The 17,766-nt window shown below is 35.1% G+C and carries 19 protein-coding genes and 1 pseudogene; 9 read left to right on the top strand and 11 right to left on the bottom strand.

Annotation, left to right across the window (positions count from 1 at the left end; translation table 11 throughout):
• Positions 1 to 35: 35 nt before the first annotated feature.
• Positions 36 to 524 carry a protein-export chaperone SecB gene (secB, locus tag PSA_RS16875; protein WP_042148155.1) on the top strand — a complete coding sequence of 163 codons (489 nt, stop codon included), beginning with the start codon at positions 36 to 38 and terminating at the stop codon, positions 522 to 524.
• A gap of 3 nt (positions 525 to 527) precedes the next feature.
• A complete protein-coding gene (gene gpsA / locus PSA_RS16870) occupies positions 528 to 1,541 on the top strand; it encodes an NAD(P)H-dependent glycerol-3-phosphate dehydrogenase (protein ID WP_042148152.1) in 1,014 nt (337 codons plus the stop codon).
• Here the strand turns inward: gpsA and PSA_RS26890 are convergent.
• The 4 genes and pseudogenes from PSA_RS26890 to trmL form a co-directional block, all read right to left on the bottom strand.
• Entirely contained in the window at positions 1,538 to 1,792 is a 255-nt protein-coding gene (locus PSA_RS26890) for an EAL domain-containing protein (RefSeq protein ID WP_052380095.1), read from the bottom strand. The genes gpsA and PSA_RS26890 overlap by 4 nt on opposite strands.
• Positions 1,793 to 1,820: 28 nt before the next feature.
• Positions 1,821 to 2,401: pseudogene (locus PSA_RS27270) on the bottom strand (EAL domain-containing protein).
• 712 nt (positions 2,402 to 3,113) lie between these two features.
• On the bottom strand, positions 3,114 to 3,314 hold the full coding sequence (locus tag PSA_RS25365) for a hypothetical protein (protein WP_127924175.1): 201 nt from the start codon (positions 3,312 to 3,314) through the stop codon (positions 3,114 to 3,116).
• 109 nt (positions 3,315 to 3,423) lie between these two features.
• Positions 3,424 to 3,888, bottom strand: coding sequence for a tRNA (uridine(34)/cytosine(34)/5-carboxymethylaminomethyluridine(34)-2'-O)-methyltransferase TrmL (trmL, locus tag PSA_RS16850; RefSeq protein ID WP_042148148.1), 465 nt, complete (start codon positions 3,886 to 3,888; stop codon positions 3,424 to 3,426).
• Positions 3,889 to 3,981: 93 nt separating this feature from the next.
• Here trmL and PSA_RS16845 point away from each other — a divergent pair, with 93 nt between their 5' ends.
• The gene (locus tag PSA_RS16845; RefSeq protein WP_082305762.1) at positions 3,982 to 4,878 is read left to right on the top strand and encodes a cation diffusion facilitator family transporter; all 897 of its coding nucleotides are present in this window, start codon (positions 3,982 to 3,984) and stop codon (positions 4,876 to 4,878) included.
• On the opposite strand, the gene PSA_RS16840 is transcribed toward PSA_RS16845, so the two are convergent.
• Genes PSA_RS16840 through PSA_RS16830 form a run of 3 tightly spaced genes read right to left on the bottom strand, consistent with a single transcriptional unit; the run spans position 4,842 to position 7,872 of the window.
• Complete coding sequence (locus PSA_RS16840; protein WP_042148145.1) at positions 4,842 to 5,795, bottom strand: alpha/beta fold hydrolase; 954 nt, start codon at positions 5,793 to 5,795, stop codon at positions 4,842 to 4,844. The genes PSA_RS16845 and PSA_RS16840 overlap by 37 nt on opposite strands.
• Complete coding sequence (locus PSA_RS16835; protein ID WP_042148141.1) at positions 5,795 to 7,186, bottom strand: ATP-binding protein; 1,392 nt, start codon at positions 7,184 to 7,186, stop codon at positions 5,795 to 5,797. The genes PSA_RS16840 and PSA_RS16835 overlap by 1 nt, the downstream gene beginning before the upstream one ends.
• A 2-nt stretch (positions 7,187 to 7,188) precedes the next feature.
• Positions 7,189 to 7,872 carry a response regulator gene (locus PSA_RS16830; protein ID WP_042148138.1) on the bottom strand — a complete coding sequence of 228 codons (684 nt, stop codon included), beginning with the start codon at positions 7,870 to 7,872 and terminating at the stop codon, positions 7,189 to 7,191.
• Between the two features lie 146 nt (positions 7,873 to 8,018).
• Between PSA_RS16830 and PSA_RS16825 the strand changes: the two genes are divergently transcribed.
• The 3 genes from PSA_RS16825 (at position 8,019) to PSA_RS16815 (ending at position 11,719) form a co-directional block, all read left to right on the top strand.
• The gene (locus PSA_RS16825) at positions 8,019 to 8,459 is read left to right on the top strand and encodes a Spy/CpxP family protein refolding chaperone (protein WP_042148134.1); all 441 of its coding nucleotides are present in this window, start codon (positions 8,019 to 8,021) and stop codon (positions 8,457 to 8,459) included.
• A gap of 335 nt (positions 8,460 to 8,794) precedes the next feature.
• Positions 8,795 to 10,237: a mannose-1-phosphate guanylyltransferase/mannose-6-phosphate isomerase gene (locus PSA_RS16820; protein WP_042148132.1), complete on the top strand. Its 1,443-nt coding sequence runs from the start codon at positions 8,795 to 8,797 to the stop codon at positions 10,235 to 10,237.
• A gap of 39 nt (positions 10,238 to 10,276) precedes the next feature.
• On the top strand, positions 10,277 to 11,719 hold the full coding sequence (locus PSA_RS16815; protein ID WP_082305761.1) for a phosphomannomutase: 1,443 nt from the start codon (positions 10,277 to 10,279) through the stop codon (positions 11,717 to 11,719).
• 279 nt (positions 11,720 to 11,998) lie between these two features.
• Here the strand turns inward: PSA_RS16815 and PSA_RS25925 are convergent, their stop codons facing one another.
• The 3 genes from PSA_RS25925 to PSA_RS26425 form a co-directional block, all read right to left on the bottom strand.
• On the bottom strand, positions 11,999 to 12,151 hold the full coding sequence (locus tag PSA_RS25925; protein WP_197276830.1) for a hypothetical protein: 153 nt from the start codon (positions 12,149 to 12,151) through the stop codon (positions 11,999 to 12,001).
• A gap of 37 nt (positions 12,152 to 12,188) precedes the next feature.
• Positions 12,189 to 12,593: an IS30 family transposase gene (locus PSA_RS26430; protein ID WP_127924174.1), complete on the bottom strand. Its 405-nt coding sequence runs from the start codon at positions 12,591 to 12,593 to the stop codon at positions 12,189 to 12,191.
• A gap of 112 nt (positions 12,594 to 12,705) precedes the next feature.
• Complete coding sequence (locus PSA_RS26425) at positions 12,706 to 13,125, bottom strand: helix-turn-helix domain-containing protein (protein WP_127924173.1); 420 nt, start codon at positions 13,123 to 13,125, stop codon at positions 12,706 to 12,708.
• Between the two features lie 142 nt (positions 13,126 to 13,267).
• Here PSA_RS26425 and PSA_RS27265 point away from each other — a divergent pair, with 142 nt between their 5' ends.
• Together PSA_RS27265 and PSA_RS27260 are read left to right on the top strand one after the other, a co-directional pair.
• Positions 13,268 to 13,471: a hypothetical protein gene (locus tag PSA_RS27265; protein ID WP_337589998.1), complete on the top strand. Its 204-nt coding sequence runs from the start codon at positions 13,268 to 13,270 to the stop codon at positions 13,469 to 13,471.
• Between the two features lie 309 nt (positions 13,472 to 13,780).
• Positions 13,781 to 13,894, top strand: a complete 114-nt coding sequence (locus PSA_RS27260; protein ID WP_371257818.1) for a GNAT family N-acetyltransferase — start codon at positions 13,781 to 13,783, stop codon at positions 13,892 to 13,894.
• A gap of 175 nt (positions 13,895 to 14,069) precedes the next feature.
• Here PSA_RS27260 and metK read toward each other — a convergent pair whose 3' ends face one another.
• On the bottom strand, positions 14,070 to 15,257 hold the full coding sequence (gene metK / locus PSA_RS16805; protein ID WP_042148204.1) for a methionine adenosyltransferase: 1,188 nt from the start codon (positions 15,255 to 15,257) through the stop codon (positions 14,070 to 14,072).
• Between the two features lie 330 nt (positions 15,258 to 15,587).
• Here metK and tkt point away from each other — a divergent pair, with 330 nt between their 5' ends.
• Positions 15,588 to 17,588, top strand: coding sequence for a transketolase (tkt, locus tag PSA_RS16800; protein ID WP_042148129.1), 2,001 nt, complete (start codon positions 15,588 to 15,590; stop codon positions 17,586 to 17,588).
• The last annotated feature ends 178 nt before the right edge of the window (positions 17,589 to 17,766 follow it).

Raw genomic sequence — 17,766 nt, 5'->3', positions numbered from 1 at the left:
TAAAATAATTAAATAGATTTCAATAGGAAATAACAATGTCAGAAGAACAAAGTGTAGCACAAGAACAACAAGCACCACAGTTTTCAATTCAACGTATCTTTACAAAAGACGTATCTTTTGAAACGCCAAATTCTCCAGCTATTTTCCAAAAAGAATGGACGCCAGAAGTTAAACTTGATTTAGATACGCGTTCTAACAAATTAGACGAAGGTGTATTTGAAGTTGTTCTTTCTCTTACTGTGACTGCATCTTTAGGTGAAGAAACCGCATTCTTATGTGAAGTACAACAAGCTGGTATTTTTGCAATTGCTGAGCTTGAAGAAGGTCAAATGGCGCATATGTTAGGTGCTTTCTGCCCGAACGTTTTATTCCCATATGCACGTGAAACAGTAGCTAACTTAGTTAACCGTGGTACTTTTCCACAGCTTAACCTTGCACCAGTTAACTTTGACGCATTATTTGGTCAATATGTACAGCAACGTGCTGCACAAGCTGAACAGCAAGCAACTGAAGTAAACGCTTAAGTTATGACTATTACAGCAAAAAATGCTGTGACAGTATTGGGGGCGGGCTCTTACGGGACCGCCCTTGCTATTTGTTTAGCGAGAAATGGACACCCTATACGCTTATGGGGGAGAGACTCAGGTGCGATTAATGAACTTGAATCAACTCGCACTAATCAGCGTTACCTGCCAGATGTAACTTTTCCGGAATCTCTTTCTTTAGAGTCAGATATCGAAAAAGCAGTCAGTGATTGCCCAATCGTTTTGGTTGTGGTACCAAGTCATGCATTTGCCGATACATTAAAAAGCATTAAACCATTTTTACAGCTAGGCACTAAAATTGTTTGGGCTACAAAAGGTTTAGAGCCAAATACAGGACGTTTATTACAAGATGTCGCAAAAGATGCATTAGGTGATGAAGTGTCTTTAGGTGTATTGTCTGGACCGACATTTGCTAAGGAAATGGCATTAGGTTTACCAACTGCAATTTCTTTATCTTCAACTGATACAGATTTAATCGATTCATTATCTGATTTATTGCATTGTTGTCGCTCGTTCCGTGTTTATACTAATAATGATTTTGTTGGTGTGCAACTGGGCGGTGCGGTTAAAAATGTGATTGCAATTGGTGCGGGTGTTTCTGATGGTACTGGCTTTGGTGCCAATGCCAGAACAGCTTTGATCACCCGTGGTTTAGCTGAAATGTGTCGTTTAGGATCTGCTTTAGGTGCAAAACCAGAAACCTTTATGGGTATGGCCGGTTTAGGCGACTTGATCTTAACCTGTACGGATAATCAATCTAGGAATAGACGTTTTGGTTTAGCGCTAGGTAAAGGCTCTGCTGTTGAGCAGGCAATTACTGAAATTGGCCAGGTTGTTGAAGGTTATCGTAATACCAAAGAAGTATATAACTTAGCACAAAGAGTTGGAGTTGAAATGCCGATCACTGAACAAATTTATCAAGTATTGTATCAAGGTAAAGATGTTAAAGATGCTGCTATGTCATTACTTGGAAGAGAGAAGAAATCTGAAAGTTAGCTATTTTGTATTTTAGTCGGCTGTTTGATTAAGTTAATCACATCACTCGCTGGTATTGGTCGGCTAAAATAATATCCTTGAATAACCTGACACCCCATTATATTTAATAAATAAGCCTGCTCTTTAGTTTCAACGCCTTGAGCAATCACCTCAATATTTAAATACTTTGCTAACTGAATGATAGTTGAAGTAATATTTCTATCTTGTTCAGAGCTTGTAATATCTATTATAAAAGACCTATCAATTTTCAATCTATCTATGGGAAATTTTTTAAATAATTTAAAGATGAATGACCAGTACCAAAATCATCAAGTGCGATTGTAACCCTAGCGCTTTTAGTTTTTTCATTTGCTTTAAAGCAAAGTCAGGATTGTCCATCATCGCACTTTCAGTGACTTCTAATTCAATTGTACGCCCACTAATATTATAAACGGCAAGACAATGAGTCAGATCTTTAACCAAATCTACTTGCTGAAAATGCCTAGCCGATAAATTGATGGCAATGCGACCATTTAAATCAATACTACTTCGCCATAGTTTGATTTGTTTGCAGGCTTGTTTAAATAAGCTTAAAGTGAGAGGCACTATCATGCCGTTACTCTCAGCGATGGGAATAAAGTCATCAGGCTTACCATAGTGCCATCTAGCTGTGGCCAGCGTGCTAAGGCCTCAAAACCAACTATTTTATTTTGCTTTGTATTATATTTTGGCTGATAAAATAGCACTAACTCTTCGTTTTCGATTCCTTGTGATAAGTTATGTTCTTGGCTTAAAAGTTCAGGAGTAGATTTACTTTGAGACTCATCAAAGCCTGTGATTTGAGTGAAAATTTCATTAACTTTTTTGAATTTTAAATTCATTATTAGCGAACCAAATCGCTTCTTTTGTTTGTTTTAATAAAGCCGAAGTTAAGGTATCGGAGTCGATTTTATTATTTTAAATTTAATAATTTGATAAATAGCTAAAAGCAGGCAGATACTAGTCAATAGTAAAAACCATAATAATGAAAATGGTGTTTTTTTAACTACAAAAGTAATTTGGGTATTTTTTATTAAGGGGTCATTTGCATTATGAATTTGTAATATGTGTTGGCCTGAAGGTAAACTTATTAGTTAAGATATTGAATAGTTTTAACTTGTTGTTAATCACTACCCATAAGGCATTTTTTTCAGAGGCGTATATCTTAGATGTATCCCCTGAGGCGACTTTATTAAATAACAAATTCGACTCACTTTGTAATATGGCGCTCCATACTTCCTCTTTTGTAGCTAACCATATAAGGTCTGTATGTTTATTATAATAACTATCCTCAATTGAGCCTAAGTCATTATTTGGCTCAATTATTTTTAATATATTTCAGCTTAAAATCATTATTGAGTAACCAAACAGTACCTTGTTTGTTTTTTGTTAGGTTGATAAAAGCTTGGTTTAAGGTTATTACCTCTTTTGTTTTATTCGATGATAAATCATATTTTATAAGGTTATTTTCTTTATTGATCAGCTAAATCAAATGTTTGTTTGTCAAAATATGTTTATAAGAAAAGCTTTTTAATCCAGGGATAATATGCGAGGTTATTTTTTGAAGTGCAGTCCATCAAAGCGATATACACCAGTGTCTGTAGATAACCAGAAGTCACCTCTAGGATCTTGGGATATATGCTTACTGAATTGATTATCAAGAGATGTTTGAGTAATAACAATGGGTGATTGTGCCTGGGTTACAGGTGAAACAATAAGAAATAATAAAATAGAAAAAAGAGCGTAAAACGACAAAATTTATGCGCATTTACAGATGTCATATTTCAACAAGCCAAGTCCTTTTGTAATTAGAGCTTAGCTTGTTTTTTTATAAATGTGAGTTTAGCAATTAACGTTAATGAGTCTAACTTGCGCCTTTAAAGCCAAGTTGTCTCCAAGATTCATAAACAAAAACAGATACAGCATTTGATAAATTCATGCTTCGGCTGTTTGGTTGCATTGGAATTCTGAGTCTTTGCTCTTCAGGTAATGCATTAATTGTTTCTATTGGTAAGCCACGGGTTTCTGGACCGAATAACAAACAGTCACCAGCTTCAAATGGGGCTTCATGAAAAAATTTAGTACCTTTTGTTGTACAAGCATATATCTTATTTGGTTTTTCACTTTCAATATAAGCTTCTAAGTTAGCGTGTCTTTTTACATTGCTAAATTCATGATAATCCAAACCTGCTCGCTTTATACGTTTATCATCCCATTCAAAACCTAAAGGCTCTATTAAATGTAATGCGTAACCTGTATTGGCACATAAACGAATAATATTACCAGTATTTGGTGGAATTTCAGGTTGGTAAAGTACGATATCTAACATAAAAATCTCGGCTTATTAAGTTATAAACATCATAACAAATTTAGTAAAAATGGTATGCTATCAATTCGAGTAATTAAATGAGAATTTTTATATATGCAAGGTAAAGGATATGATTTTTGGGTAAAGCTTGCGAGCTGGACAGCCATTGTCATGGTCAGTTTAATGATAGTTGCAAAGGTGTGGGCTTGGCTTTCAACGGGTTCATCTGCAATGCTAGGTTCATTAACCGATTCTTTATTGGATATTACTGCAACATTGATTAATTTCTTTGTATTACGCTATGCCTTAATGCCAGCTGATGATGATCATAGATATGGCCATGGTAAAGCTGAGCCGCTAGCTGGGCTTGCACAATCGGCATTTATAGCGGGCAGTGCATGTTTATTAGCATTTCATGGTATTGAAAGGCTAATTAACCCTGTGGAAATCTCAAGTTCAGGCTTTAATATAGGCATAGGCGTGAGTATATTTGCAATTTTTTGTACTTTAATTTTAATTTCTGTTCAAAATTTGGTTGTTAAAAAAACAGGTTCGATTGCGATAAAAGCTGATTCTTTACACTATAAAGGCGACTTGTTATTAAATGCGAGCGTTATGGCTGCGATGATCTTAGCAAGTTTTGGTTGGGTTATTGCTGATCCTATCTTTACCATAGGTGTAGCAATATTTTTGCTTTATAACGCATGGGAAGTTGGCGTAGAAAGCGGGGCGCATTTAATGGACAAAGAGTTGCCTGATGAAGAAAAGCAAGTCATAAAGCGGTTAGTTAATAGTCATTCAAAAGTACATGGTTTACACGATATAAGAACACGACAAGCAGGTAAAACTAAGTTTATTCAATTTCATGTGGAGTTAGATGATGATTTACCACTTCTTATTGCTCATCAGGTAGCTGAAGAGGTTGAGGCTTTATTAAAAGAGGGCATTGATGGCGAGCTTGATATTATAATACATCAGGACCCATTATCTGTTTTGTCACAAAACTCATAAATTAATGAAAGTGTTTTTTGTCTAATATCATCTGTTTCACATAGCAACTCATGTTTGCCATTTTCTAAAATAACCAGTTTGGAAAGTGGCATTTTATTATGCACTAATGTTTGGGCTTGATTACAAACTATGGTATCTGCCTGTGCTTGTAATATTAAGCTTGGTATATCAATTGGTTTATTAAGCGCTTTAGTCATAGATTTAAAAGCGCCATTAAGCCAAGCAATGCTAGTTCCACCTAACTTTATACTTTCATTATTTTGATAACAGTCTGTGAAAACCTGATAGCGTGCTTTGCTTTGTGTAAGTTCATTATCATTAAAATCTTTAGCTTGGTAATTTGATTGACCTGGTGCGTATCTTTCGCCAAACCCCAGCTTATGTAAGCTAACCGCTAAAAACTTAGCTAACCATAAAGGTATATTACCTGTATTAATGCCAAACATAGGGGCGCAAAAAATGGCTTTTTCAAATGAATGTTTATATTCATTTAAGTAATTATAGGCAATGGCTGAACCCATAGAGTGAGCTAACAGAATTTTTTTTCCTTTTGAATACTTATCAACAACTTGTAAGTTAAACTGGTTAAAATCAGTAGAGTATTGAGAGAAATCCTTAATATGCCCGATGTGTGCATTTTTTAATGTGCGTTCTGATAACCCTTGACCTCTATGGTCCAGTATAAAAACTGCAATGTTATTGTTATAAAATTCCCAAATAAGCTCTTTATATTTTAATAAACACTCTATCCTACCAGAGCTTACCACTATGGTATATTTAACCTGTTCAGGGATAACATAAGCAAAGGCTAAGTTAGCACCTGAGGTCGGTAATATTTTTTGCTGTACTTTATTTTGCCAAAAACTTTCTATTGTCTTTTGGTTACTTACAAGTTCACTTTCTCTACTGTAAAACATTAAACCCCTTCAGTGTTTGTTGGTAATTTTATTATGGCAGATAACCCTGAATCTTTTTGGTTGTGCAATTTTATGCAGCCGTTATGGGCTAAAATAGCATGTTTACAAATTGCCAAACCTAAGCCTGTACCGCCAGAGTTTCGCTGTCTTGATTGTGAAACCCTAAAAAAAGGTTCAAATAAATTATTTAAATCCGCTTCCGGTACGCCTGGTCCATCATCAGATATCGTAATTTCAATGTCATCTTTAGTTTGTTTTAACTTAACAGTGATCTCGTTATTTGCGTATTTAATTGCATTTCTTAATACATTATCTAGAGCACTTGAAAGAATTTGACCATCAAATGAAAATTCACTATTTTGTTCACCAATAATGTTAAGTGACTTATTATTCTGCTTAGCTTCAAATTTAGCATCGGATAAAACTGGTTTTAATACTAAATTAAAGGGCTGTTGTTCTTTATTTAGCATTTGGCTTTGGGCTTCTAATCTTGATAGCTTTAAAACATCGCCTATCATTTCATCTAGTGTATTAGCTTCTTTTTCTATGCGGGAGAGATAGTTACTCTCTTTTGAGTCTTGTTGCATTTGCGCTAAACCCGCAGCCATTTGCAAGCGAGTTAAGGGAGATCTTAATTCGTGGGATATATCCGCTAATAACCTTTTTTGACTTGTCATGAGTTTCTCTAAATTTTCAGCCATTTTATTAAAGTCATTGGTCAGTTGTGCTAATTCATCATTACGGTTTGGCTTTACCTTTATACGTGTTTTTAACTTGCCATCAGCTAATGCAAATGCGGCATTTTTTAATGAGTTAATAGGCCTAATTAAGGTACGACTAAATAGTAAACTTAAGCCTAGTGATGCGATTATAGATACAGCTAACTTTTGCCAAGTTGGCATTAATTTCAGCTTAATTCCTAAACTTTGCCTGCCATTAGGTTTTACTTCATAAACCCAGTATAAACCTTCTTTTATTTCCACTTTAATAGGCCCAAAAGCGTGAAACTCTTTGGCGAAAATAGCTTGAGGTTGCAAGTCTTTGCTAAAGCTAAGTAAACTAGCATCAAACCCTTTTACTTCTTTACGGTTCAAAAAGCTATTCTCAGGATTTTCAGCTTTAAAATATAAACTGCGGTATCTTTTTATTCTTGGATGATCTGCAATTTTTTGGATATCTGTATCTCGTTTTTTAGACATGCGTTCAATATTGTGCGCAATATGCTGTAAATTTTTTAGCTTAGGGCCTTTTAGGGGTTCATAAGCAATATCGTTAATTACAATATTACTTAAGAAAATTAATAAACTAACAGTAGCGACTAAAGTTAACCAAAACCATAAAAATATTTTAAAAAATAAATACCGTCTAGGATCAATTGAGGAGATTTTCATTTTTACTCCCCTGATAAAAAGATATAGCCAGAGCCTCTGACCGTTTTTATCTTTTCACCTTGGCTATGCTCAGCGATTTTTTTTCTAATATTACTCACATGCATATCTATAGAGCGATCAAAAGCCACGAGTCTACGACCCAAAACTTGGTTACTGATATCATCTTTACTGATGATATCATTGGCATTTTTTATAAGTAGTAATAAAATTTCATACTCAGTACCTGTTAGCATGAGTACATTTTCATTAGCAAAGACTTCACGGCTCTTTGGGCAAACTCTAATACTATTCATATTAAGACTTGGTGTTTTATTTAAGCTATTTATATGATCGATTCTTCGAGTGATAGCTTTTACACGTGCAAGTAATTCTCTGTGGTTAAATGGTTTAGCTAAGTAATCATCCGCACCGAGTTCTAAACCAAAAATACGGTCAAAATCTTCACCACGTGCGGTCAGCATAATTAAAGGAGTCAATTTTTTTTGCCTAAACTGCTTTAGTACTTCAAAACCATCAAGTTTTGGTAACATTACATCTAATAAAATGAGTGCAAAATCATCTTTTAAAGCACGTTCTAAACCGGCTTTTCCATCATTTTCAGTTACAATATCAAAGCCATGTACCCCTAAGTATTCACTTAAAAGATCACATAGTTCAATATCATCATCAATTAATAAGATTTGCATTAAATTATCCTAAACTTCTTTTATATAATCATACCGTTTTTTAGGTAAGGCTGTTTATCTTTACACAATCTTTACTTACGTTTGCGTTACTTTTCATTACAGTGATTATACTTTTAATCGTTCCCCAACTAATAGGAAGGTTAATTATGAAATTCTCAAATGTATTTTTAATCGCTGCATTATCAGTGGCTTCACTTAGCAGTCTTTCAGTTATTGCTAAACCCGGTATGTCACCTGAACGCATGTTGTTATCTGATCGTGCAAAATCGTTTTTATCTTTAACAGATGCACAGCAATCACAAATTAAATCAATTATAGAGCAACAAAAGTCGGCTTTAGAGCAATATAAAGAAGCTGGTAAAGAGACTCGTCAGCAAACTAAAGCATTAATACACAGCGAAACATTTGATGAGCAAGCTTTTCGTGACTTTTTCCTCAGTAATCAAGATAGCAAATTAGAAATATCTGTTATTAAAGCCAGAGGTAAACATCAAATCTGGAATATATTAGATGAAGATCAACAAGAAAAGCTGCAAAAAATGATGAAACACAGAAAAAATAAAATGCGTAAAAAATTGTCAAAATAATTAAGATTTATTTAGCCTGAATGTTAAATGCAGGCTTGTTTTTATTATGCTTCTAGATAAATAGAATGCAATAACAAATACGAGGAAAAGTGCTTACCAAACATACTAGTCTCTAACTATTTTTATTAATACTAAGTTTTGTTAAGTATCTTGACACATTAAGAAGGTAATTCAATATACTAATAAAAGTTTAAAGAAAACTTAATTTTATTAAAGAAAGATAAAAGACCACAATTTATCTTTCTTGATTCTATACAATTACATCAAATTTACCCTGCAAGTCATTGGCACGAACAGTTAAAAATAATGATGAGTAATACAAAGGAATTTTTATTATGATCTTACCCGTAATTATGGCTGGTGGTTCTGGTACTCGGTTATGGCCATTATCAAGAGGGAATTACCCAAAGCAATTTTTATCACTTTATGGTGAGCAAACAATGCTTCAGCAGACTATATCCCGTTTAGAAGGTTTAAATAATCAACCTAGTATGCTTATTTGTAATGAAGAGCATAGATTTATAGCAGCAGAGCAAATTCGGCAGCTAGGTGTGAAACATAGCGGTATATTTTTAGAGCCCGAAGCGAGAAGTACTGCACCAGCTATTGCTCTGGCTGCATTTAAAGCATTAGAAAATATTCAAGATAAAGATGAGCCAATTTTGCTTGTTTTAGCTGCAGATCATGTAATAGAAAATAAATATAAATTTCAAAAATCGATTAAACAAGCTTATTTTCATGCCCAAGATGATAAACTTGTTACTTTTGGCATTGTTGCAAAAACACCTGAGACTGGCTATGGCTACGTAAAGCGTGGAGAAATGGTTAAAAATCAATTAGGTTCTGCTTATAGAGTTTCAAGCTTTGTTGAAAAACCAGATCTAGAAACTGCTCAGTCTTATGTGCATTCTGGAGAATTTTATTGGAATAGCGGTATGTTTATGTTTAAAGCAAGCCGTTATTTGGCAGTATTAAAACAGTTTCGTCCTGATATATATGAAGCATGTGAAAAATCAATGCAGCAACAGGATGTGGATAATGATTTTATTCGAATAAATAAATCAGCATTTTTAGCATGTCCAGATGAATCTATTGATTACGCAGTTATGGAGCCTATTTGCCAACAAGTGGGTAGTACTGATGCAGTTGTTGTGCCTATGGATGCTGGTTGGAATGATATCGGTGGTTTCTCCGCTTTATGGCAAGTGTCTGAGAAAGACAATAATGGCAATGTTTTCAGAGGTGATATTAAGGCTACCGATACTCAGAACTCATTAGTTATGAGTGATGATAAGCTTGTTGCTTTAGTTGGGGTTGATGATTTAGTTATTGTAAATACAAAAGATGCAGTCTTAGTTGCCCATAAAGATAAGGCACAAGAAATTAAATCCATTGTAAATGAGTTGAAGAAAGAAGTGCGAAGCGAAGCTACTTTTCACCGTAAAGTATATAGGCCTTGGGGGAAATATGACTCTCTTGATAACGGAGAAAGATTTCAAGTAAAGCGTATAACAGTTAAGCCAGGCGCAAAATTATCAGTTCAAATGCATCATCATAGAGCTGAGCATTGGGTTGTTGTGTCTGGAACTGCAAAAATCACTAATGGTGATAATGAAATATTATTAACTGAGAATCAATCAACTTATATTCCTATCGGTGTTGTCCATGCGTTAGAAAATCCAGGTGTTATTCCGCTTGAATTGATAGAAGTGCAATCAGGCTCATATTTAGGTGAGGATGATATTGTAAGGTTTAAAGATAAATACGGTCGTAGTTAAGTCTACTAATTTAAATAATTTGATTTTTAAGGTTTATAAATGTCAAAGGGATCAAATTCATATAACGCAATATTAGATGAGAAAAGAGCAAACATTAACTCAAACTCAGTTGTAGAGTCTAAAAAGTTAACTTGTTTTAAAGCTTACGATATAAGAGGTGAGATAGGTAAAGAGTTAAATGCGGATATCGCTTATCGTATTGGGCGCGCATATGGAGATATTTTATCCCCTAAATCAGTAGTTGTTGGTGCTGATGTTAGGCTTACTTCTAATGAGTTGAAGTTATCTTTAGCAAACGGTTTAATGGATGCTGGGGTTAATGTTTTAGATCTTGGAATGACAGGAACTGAAGAAATCTACTTTGCAACATCTCATTTAAAAGTAGATGGTGGTATAGAAGTAACGGCAAGTCATAACCCAATGAATTTTAATGGTATGAAGCTTGTTAAAGCTCAAGCTCAACCCATCAGCGGTGATACAGGGCTATTTGATATTAAAGTTTTGGCTGAGACACAAGACTTTAAAGAAAAAACAATTGTAAGAGGCACAATCAAGAGTACCTCTACTTTAGAGCAATATGTAAAGCACTTATTAACCTATGTAGATCTTCAAAATATAAAACCGCTTAAATTAGTTGTAAATTCAGGCAATGGTGCTGCAGGTCATGTAATTGATTCATTGGAAGTTGAATTTAAAAAATTAAATGTACCTATTGAGTTTATAAAAATAAATCATTTAGCAGATGGGAATTTCCCTAATGGTATTCCAAACCCGTTATTGCCAGAGAACAGGCAAGAGACTATTGATGCTGTTATTGAGCATAAAGCAGATATGGGTATTGCTTGGGATGGCGATTTTGATCGATGCTTCTTATTTGATGAGAATGGCGACTTTATTGAAGGCTATTATATTGTAGGCCTTTTAGCTGAAGCTTTTTTACAAAAAAATCCTGGTGAAAAGATAATTTATGATCCTCGTTTAAGTTGGAATACCATAGATCTTGTCAATAAAGCTGGTGGTCAAGCCATTCAAAGTAAAACAGGTCATGCATTTATAAAGGAAAGAATGCGTTCTGAAGATGCTATCTATGGTGGTGAAATGAGTGCTCACCATTATTTCAGAGATTTTTCATATTGTGATTCAGGCATGATCCCTTGGTTATTAGTTGCAGAACTTCTTTGTGTTAAAGAGTCTTCTTTATCTAATTTAGTCAAAAATAGAGTCTCAGCATATCCATCACCTGGCGAAATAAATAGAAAAGTTTCAGATGCAGATTTTGTAATAGAAAAAGTGCTAACAGCATATAAAAAAGAGGCTATCAACATTGACTATACCGATGGGATCAGCGTTGATATGGGAACTTGGAGATTTAATCTTCGAAAATCCAATACGGAATCATTACTTAGATTGAACCTTGAAACTCAAGGTGATGAGAGGTTAATGAAAGAAAAATTATTGGAAGTGCTATCGTTGTTAGAATAGGTTGTTATAAATCAATTTAAATCTATATTTAATTAGGCTAGAAAATGGTGATAAAAAAAGCAAAACTTAGTTTAACTCACAATTAGTAAAAATGTGCAGTATTGTTAAGAGCTTATTTTCACAAATACAACATTACGGCCTTCATTTTTATTTAATAAAGCCTTCGATAATGATGAATTTTAACTCCAATGAAACCCATATAAATTGTTTCATCTAAACAGGCAAAATATTACGGTTTATCATAAAAGTTAAAAAATATGACTATCCAAAGTAATGCATTTAATCATCAAGCAGCTCTACAACTACAAGCATGTAATTATTTTTCAAGTAAACTTGCAAATTATACTGACTGCTCTGATGTTTATGCTGATATAAAAGGTAATAATCAAAACTATCTTTTAATAATACGGTAGATTCAATTTCGAAGTGCATAACCACTAAACAGCCATAGGTACCATATGTTCAGTCATTAATTGAGCTGGGCTTTTGTAATCAAGTTTTTTCTCGGTCTGTCATTGAGTTTTACTATGACAGATTTCACTTCTGATTCTTCTATCTTTTTGAAGTTTGTTGATTTTGGCCAATATTGTCGTAATAAGCCATTAGTATTTTCATTTAATCCGCGTTGCCAAGAGCAATAAGGGTCTGCAAAGTAAACACCACAACCCAAATCTGCTGTCATTTTTTCATGATAAGCGAACTCTTTACCATTATCTGCGGTGATAGTCTCAACGACATTTCTGTAGGGTTCTAATAAAGCAATCGTTGCCGCTGTAACAGTTTCTGCTGACTTATTATTTACACTGGTCGACACTGTAAAACGCATTTTACGTTCAACAATAGTGACTAGTGCGCCGCTATGGCCTTTTCCAATTACCAGATCAATTTCCCAATCGCCAATTCTACTTTTTCATCAGCAACTTGTGGTCGCTCATCAATACTCACTCTCTTTTTTTATAAAACCTCGGCCAGCTTGTTTATCTTTATTACGTGATTGATACTTTTGCCTTTTCTACGTAGTGCTTTGAATAAAGCACCACCACGTTGCTTATCCCGCCAGATATGTTGATAAATAGTTTCATGACTAATATTGATTGATTCATTGACCTTAAGCCAACCTGAAATTTTTTCGGGACTCCATTTTCTGTTAGCTTTAAATTGATAAGTTCAATCAATTTCGGCGTCATTTTAATGGCTTTAGATGCATATTCTCTGCGCTGTTGTGCTAAATTTTGAGCTTGCTTAATACGGTAACCACGTAATCCTGTATTACGAGCGAGCTCTCGACTAATGGTTGATTGGCTAACATTAAGTTGCTCTGCTATTTTATTTTGACTCATTTGACTTTTATTTAGAGCATAAATCTGGCATCTTTCTTCATAGCTCGGTTGTTTATATGTTTTCATTGTTGCATCTCTTGCCGGAGAAAGGCGATAAGCATATATTCAGCTGACCACTTTTCCTACCAATTCAAGTTATGCACTTATTATTTGAATCCAAGATGTGTGATCTGAGCAAGCATTTGATAAAAGCCATGTAGTCTCAGCAATTAATATCCCTCATAGTCAAATCACTCAAAATTCCTTTACTAAGTACTCAAAAGATACATTATTTGTTGTTTATTGCTGGGGCCCTGGTTGTAACGGTGCTTCTAAGGACGCTTTAAAAATAGCAACGTTAGACTTTACAGTTAAAGAAATGATGGGCGTATTCATTACTGGGAAGACTTTGAGCGCTACCCTGTTAACCTAAGAGTCACTGAAGTACCATCTTAAATAGATCAAAACAAGCATCCAAAAATAGGTTGCGCAAAGTGATCTCCTATATTTTAAAGAGAATATAATGAAATACTAGATTCGTTTAGCTGAAAATAAATACCAAAAATCTTTAATATAATTAATGAGATCACATGCTGAATTTAAGGGATATGAGATAAAAATAACATTTTCTCATAATAAATTAGCTAATTTAGATTTATTATCAATAACACTCTTTTTAGTTGAATCAGATGACAAAGCTTTAGGACATATGTCGGTTTTTAAACAATTTTCAACATAGGGTATGGATTGGTACTTATATCTAGATTGTCTATATTTAATTGAAGAAAGCAGAGGTTTGGGAATTGGTAAACAACTGATGAAACAGCTGAAAGATTTTGCTACAAAAATAAAATAAAGACTATTCAATGGTAGACACCAAAAAGTAATTTATCAGCTATTTCATTTTATAAAAAGCTTGGTACATCCAAAAAAAAGAAAAACAACGTTTTTTTTGGATGTACCAAGCTAAATATTATAAAGGAAGATTTACTTAACTAAATACAAAGTAATTAACACTGAAAATAGTTAGTTTACAAACCTGCAGATGCTTTTAATGCGTCTGCTTTATCTGTCTTTTCCCAGCTGAATGCTGTAAACGTATCATCGCCTACAGTCATTTCATATGGTTCACGACCGAAGTGCCCGTATGCAGCAGTTTGTTGGTACATAGGATGTAATAAATCTAACATCTTTGTGATGCCGTAAGGACGTAAGTCGAAGTGTTCACGTACTAATTCAACTAGACGTTCTTCAGATACTTTACCTGTGCCAAATGTATCAACAGAGATAGAAGTAGGCTCTGCAACACCTATTGCGTAAGACACTTGAATCTCACAACGATCAGCAAGTCCAGCTGCAACGATATTTTTTGCAACATAACGACCTGCGTATGCAGCACTACGGTCAACTTTTGATGGATCTTTACCAGAGAAAGCTCCGCCACCATGACGTGCCATACCGCCGTATGTATCAACAATGATTTTACGACCTGTTAAACCACAGTCACCTACCGGACCACCAATTACAAAACGGCCCGTTGGATTGATGTGATATTTAGTATCTTCAGTTAATAGTTCAGCTGGTAATACATGTTTAATAATATTTTCCATTACCGCATTAACTAAATCTTCTTGTTTAATATCAGGGTTATGTTGCGTAGATAAAACAACAGTATCAATTGCTACTGGTTTGTTATCTTCATAAACAAAAGTCACTTGAGACTTAGCATCTGGACGTAACCAAGGTAAAACACCTGATTTACGCGCTTCAGCTTGACGTTCAACTAAACGATGAGAGTAATAAAGTGGTGCTGGCATTAATGTTGGTGTTTCATTTGTTGCATAACCAAACATTAAACCTTGGTCACCAGCGCCTTGCTCTTCAGGTTTTGAACGATCAACACCTTGTGCGATTTCTGGAGACTGTTGACCAATTAAATTCATGATGCCACATGTTTCGCCATCAAAACCTACATCAGAAGATGTATAGCCAATTTCACTGATCACGTTACGTGTAAGTTTTTCTAAATCAACCCAAGCATTAGTTGATACTTCACCAGAGATAATCGCAACACCCGTTTTTACCATAGTTTCACAGGCAACTCTCGCATGCTTATCTTTAGCAATGATGGCATCTAATACAGCATCAGAGATTTGATCTGCAATTTTATCCGGATGACCTTCTGATACTGATTCAGAAGTAAAAAAATGTTTTGCCATTTTATGTATACTCACAATAGAGAGCGCTGGTTTTTACACCTACAAGTTGTCTATGGAGGTGAAGCATGCGCTGGGTAAAAATTATCGGTGTATTTTATCTGAAGCGATTACAATTTCATAGCTTTTTTACGCCTAGACGTCTAAACGAAATAAATTATAGCGTTAATATTCTAAATTGTATGAAAAAAACTAAAGAACTTAAAATTTGTAGGGGTTTTTATTGCTCCAGAATCTTTAATAAGTAAGAATGGCCGTTCTATTTTTGCAAACCTGCAATTTAGTAAAAACTTAAATTATTTCCAGCGCACAAAATTGAAGGTAGAAGAAGTTATGCCATCTCGCAAAGAACTAGCAAATGCTATTAGAGTCCTATCAATGGACGCCGTTCAAAAAGCCAAATCAGGTCATCCGGGTGCCCCTATGGGTATGGCGGATATCGCTGAGGTTTTATGGCGTGATTATCTAAAGCATAATCCAACAAACCCAGAATGGGTTGATCGTGACCGATTTATACTCTCAAATGGTCATGGTTCAATGCTGATATATTCTTTGCTTCATTTATCTGGCTATCAACTTTCAATTGAAGATCTTAAAGATTTCCGTCAAATGGATTCTAAAACGCCAGGTCACCCAGAGTATGGTTATGCACCAGGTGTTGAAACAACTACAGGTCCATTAGGCCAAGGTATTACTAATGCTGTTGGTATGGCGATTGCCGAAAAATCTTTAGGCGCACAATTTAACCGTGAAGGTCACGATATCGTAGATCACTTCACTTATACTTTCTTAGGCGATGGCTGTTTAATGGAAGGTATTTCTCATGAAGCATGTTCATTAGCGGGTACATTAGGTTTAGGTAAATTAGTTGCTTTTTGGGATGACAATGGCATTTCAATTGATGGCGAAGTTGAAGGTTGGTTTACTGATGATACTCCAGCTCGTTTTGAATCATATGGTTGGCATGTCATTGCTAATGTTGATGGTCATAACAGTGAAGAAATTCGTGCGGCAATTGATGAAGCACGTGCAGAGACTTCTAAACCAACATTAATTTGTTGTAAAACAGTTATTGGTTACGGTTCACCAAATAAATCAGGTAGCCATGATTGTCACGGTGCTCCATTAGGAGATAACGAGATTGCAGCTGCACGTGAATTCTTAAACTGGGAACATGGCGCATTTGAAATCCCTGAAGATGTTTATTCTGATTGGGACGCTAAAGCAAAAGGTTCTGACTCAGAGTCTAGCTGGAACGAAAAATTTGAAGCATATAAAGCTGCACACCCAGAATTAGCTGCAGAATTAGAACGTCGTCAAAACAGCGAATTGCCAGCTAATTGGGCTGAAAAATCTCAAGCATATGTTGAAGAGTTACAAGCTAACCCTTCAGGTATCGCGACACGTAAAGCATCACAAAATGCATTAAATGCGTTTGGTCCTATGCTTCCTGAATTTATGGGTGGTTCGGCTGATTTAGCAGGTTCTAATCTTACAATTTGGGATGGTTCTAAAAGCTTAACAGGTACTGATGCATCAGGTAACTACATCAACTATGGTGTACGTGAATTTGGTATGTCGGCAATCATGAACGGTATTACATTGCATAAAGGTTTTATTCCTTACGGTGCAACTTTCTTAATGTTTATGGAATACGCACGTAATGCTGTACGTATGGCAGCATTAATGAAGCAACCTGCAATTTTTGTATATACACATGATTCAATTGGTTTAGGTGAAGATGGTCCAACTCACCAACCGGTAGAGCAAATTGCGAGCATGCGTTTAACACCTAATCTTGATAACTGGCGTCCATGTGACCAAGTTGAATCTGCAATTGCATGGAAAGCGGCAATTGAACGTAAAGATGGCCCAACTTCACTAATCTTTACACGTCAAGGTTTAGCACAACAAGATCGTACTGCTGAGCAGTTAGCAAACGTAGCAAAAGGTGGTTACGTACTATCTTGTAATGCAGCTAACAATAACCCTGAGCTAATCTTAATCGCAACTGGTTCTGAAGTGCAATTAGCACAAGATTCAGCAACACAGTTACGTGAGTCAGGTAAAACAGTACGTGTTGTTTCATTACCATCTACGGATGTATTTGAAGCTCAAGATGCTGCATATAAAGAATCAGTATTACCAGTAGCGGTTTCACGTCGCGTAGCGATTGAAGCTGGCATCGCCGATTACTGGTACAAATATGTTGGTTTAAATGGCGCTGTTGTTGGTATGACGACATTTGGTGAGTCTGCACCTGCTAACGAGTTATTTGAACACTTTGGTTTTACAGTTAATAACATCGTAGCGAAAGCAAACGAATTGTTTTAATAAAAAATTAAACTGCTAGTAAAGTAGTATTAATTACTTAAAAAAGATCTTTGTCGATAAAACAAAGATCTTTTTTTATGCTCAAAAATTAACTTCAAAATTCCTCATAAAATAAATGGCAATTTTCTCTGGGGTTCAGGGGCAAGGTCGATTACAATACCACCAAATTTGATATGGC

It is taken from the genome of Pseudoalteromonas sp. '520P1 No. 423', assembly GCF_001269985.1.
Taxonomy (GTDB): Bacteria; Pseudomonadota; Gammaproteobacteria; order Enterobacterales; family Alteromonadaceae; genus Pseudoalteromonas.
The sequence above is the reverse complement of the archived record's forward strand: the minus strand, read 5'-3'. Positions and strand labels throughout refer to the sequence as shown.

Excerpts from the sequence above, each read along its gene's own strand:
- secB (WP_042148155.1), top strand. The coding sequence starts at position 36 with ATGTCAGAAGAACAAAGTGTAGCACAAGAACAACAAGCACCACAGTTT.
- gpsA (WP_042148152.1), top strand. The coding sequence starts at position 528 with ATGACTATTACAGCAAAAAATGCTGTGACAGTATTGGGGGCGGGCTCT.
- PSA_RS25925 (WP_197276830.1), bottom strand. The coding sequence starts at position 12,151 with ATGCACTTCGAAATTGAATCTACCGTATTATTAAAAGATAGTTTTGAT.
- trmL (WP_042148148.1), bottom strand. The coding sequence starts at position 3,888 with ATGTTAGATATCGTACTTTACCAACCTGAAATTCCACCAAATACTGGT.
- PSA_RS16825 (WP_042148134.1), top strand. The coding sequence starts at position 8,019 with ATGAAATTCTCAAATGTATTTTTAATCGCTGCATTATCAGTGGCTTCA.
- PSA_RS16815 (WP_082305761.1), top strand. The coding sequence starts at position 10,277 with ATGTCAAAGGGATCAAATTCATATAACGCAATATTAGATGAGAAAAGA.
- tkt (WP_042148129.1), top strand. The coding sequence starts at position 15,588 with ATGCCATCTCGCAAAGAACTAGCAAATGCTATTAGAGTCCTATCAATG.
- PSA_RS16845 (WP_082305762.1), top strand. The coding sequence starts at position 3,982 with ATGCAAGGTAAAGGATATGATTTTTGGGTAAAGCTTGCGAGCTGGACA.
- metK (WP_042148204.1), bottom strand. The coding sequence starts at position 15,257 with ATGGCAAAACATTTTTTTACTTCTGAATCAGTATCAGAAGGTCATCCG.
- PSA_RS16835 (WP_042148141.1), bottom strand. The coding sequence starts at position 7,186 with ATGAAAATCTCCTCAATTGATCCTAGACGGTATTTATTTTTTAAAATA.
- PSA_RS16820 (WP_042148132.1), top strand. The coding sequence starts at position 8,795 with ATGATCTTACCCGTAATTATGGCTGGTGGTTCTGGTACTCGGTTATGG.
- PSA_RS16830 (WP_042148138.1), bottom strand. The coding sequence starts at position 7,872 with ATGCAAATCTTATTAATTGATGATGATATTGAACTATGTGATCTTTTA.
- PSA_RS27260 (WP_371257818.1), top strand. The coding sequence starts at position 13,781 with ATGGATTGGTACTTATATCTAGATTGTCTATATTTAATTGAAGAAAGC.
- PSA_RS26425 (WP_127924173.1), bottom strand. The coding sequence starts at position 13,125 with ATGAAAACATATAAACAACCGAGCTATGAAGAAAGATGCCAGATTTAT.
- PSA_RS16840 (WP_042148145.1), bottom strand. The coding sequence starts at position 5,795 with ATGTTTTACAGTAGAGAAAGTGAACTTGTAAGTAACCAAAAGACAATA.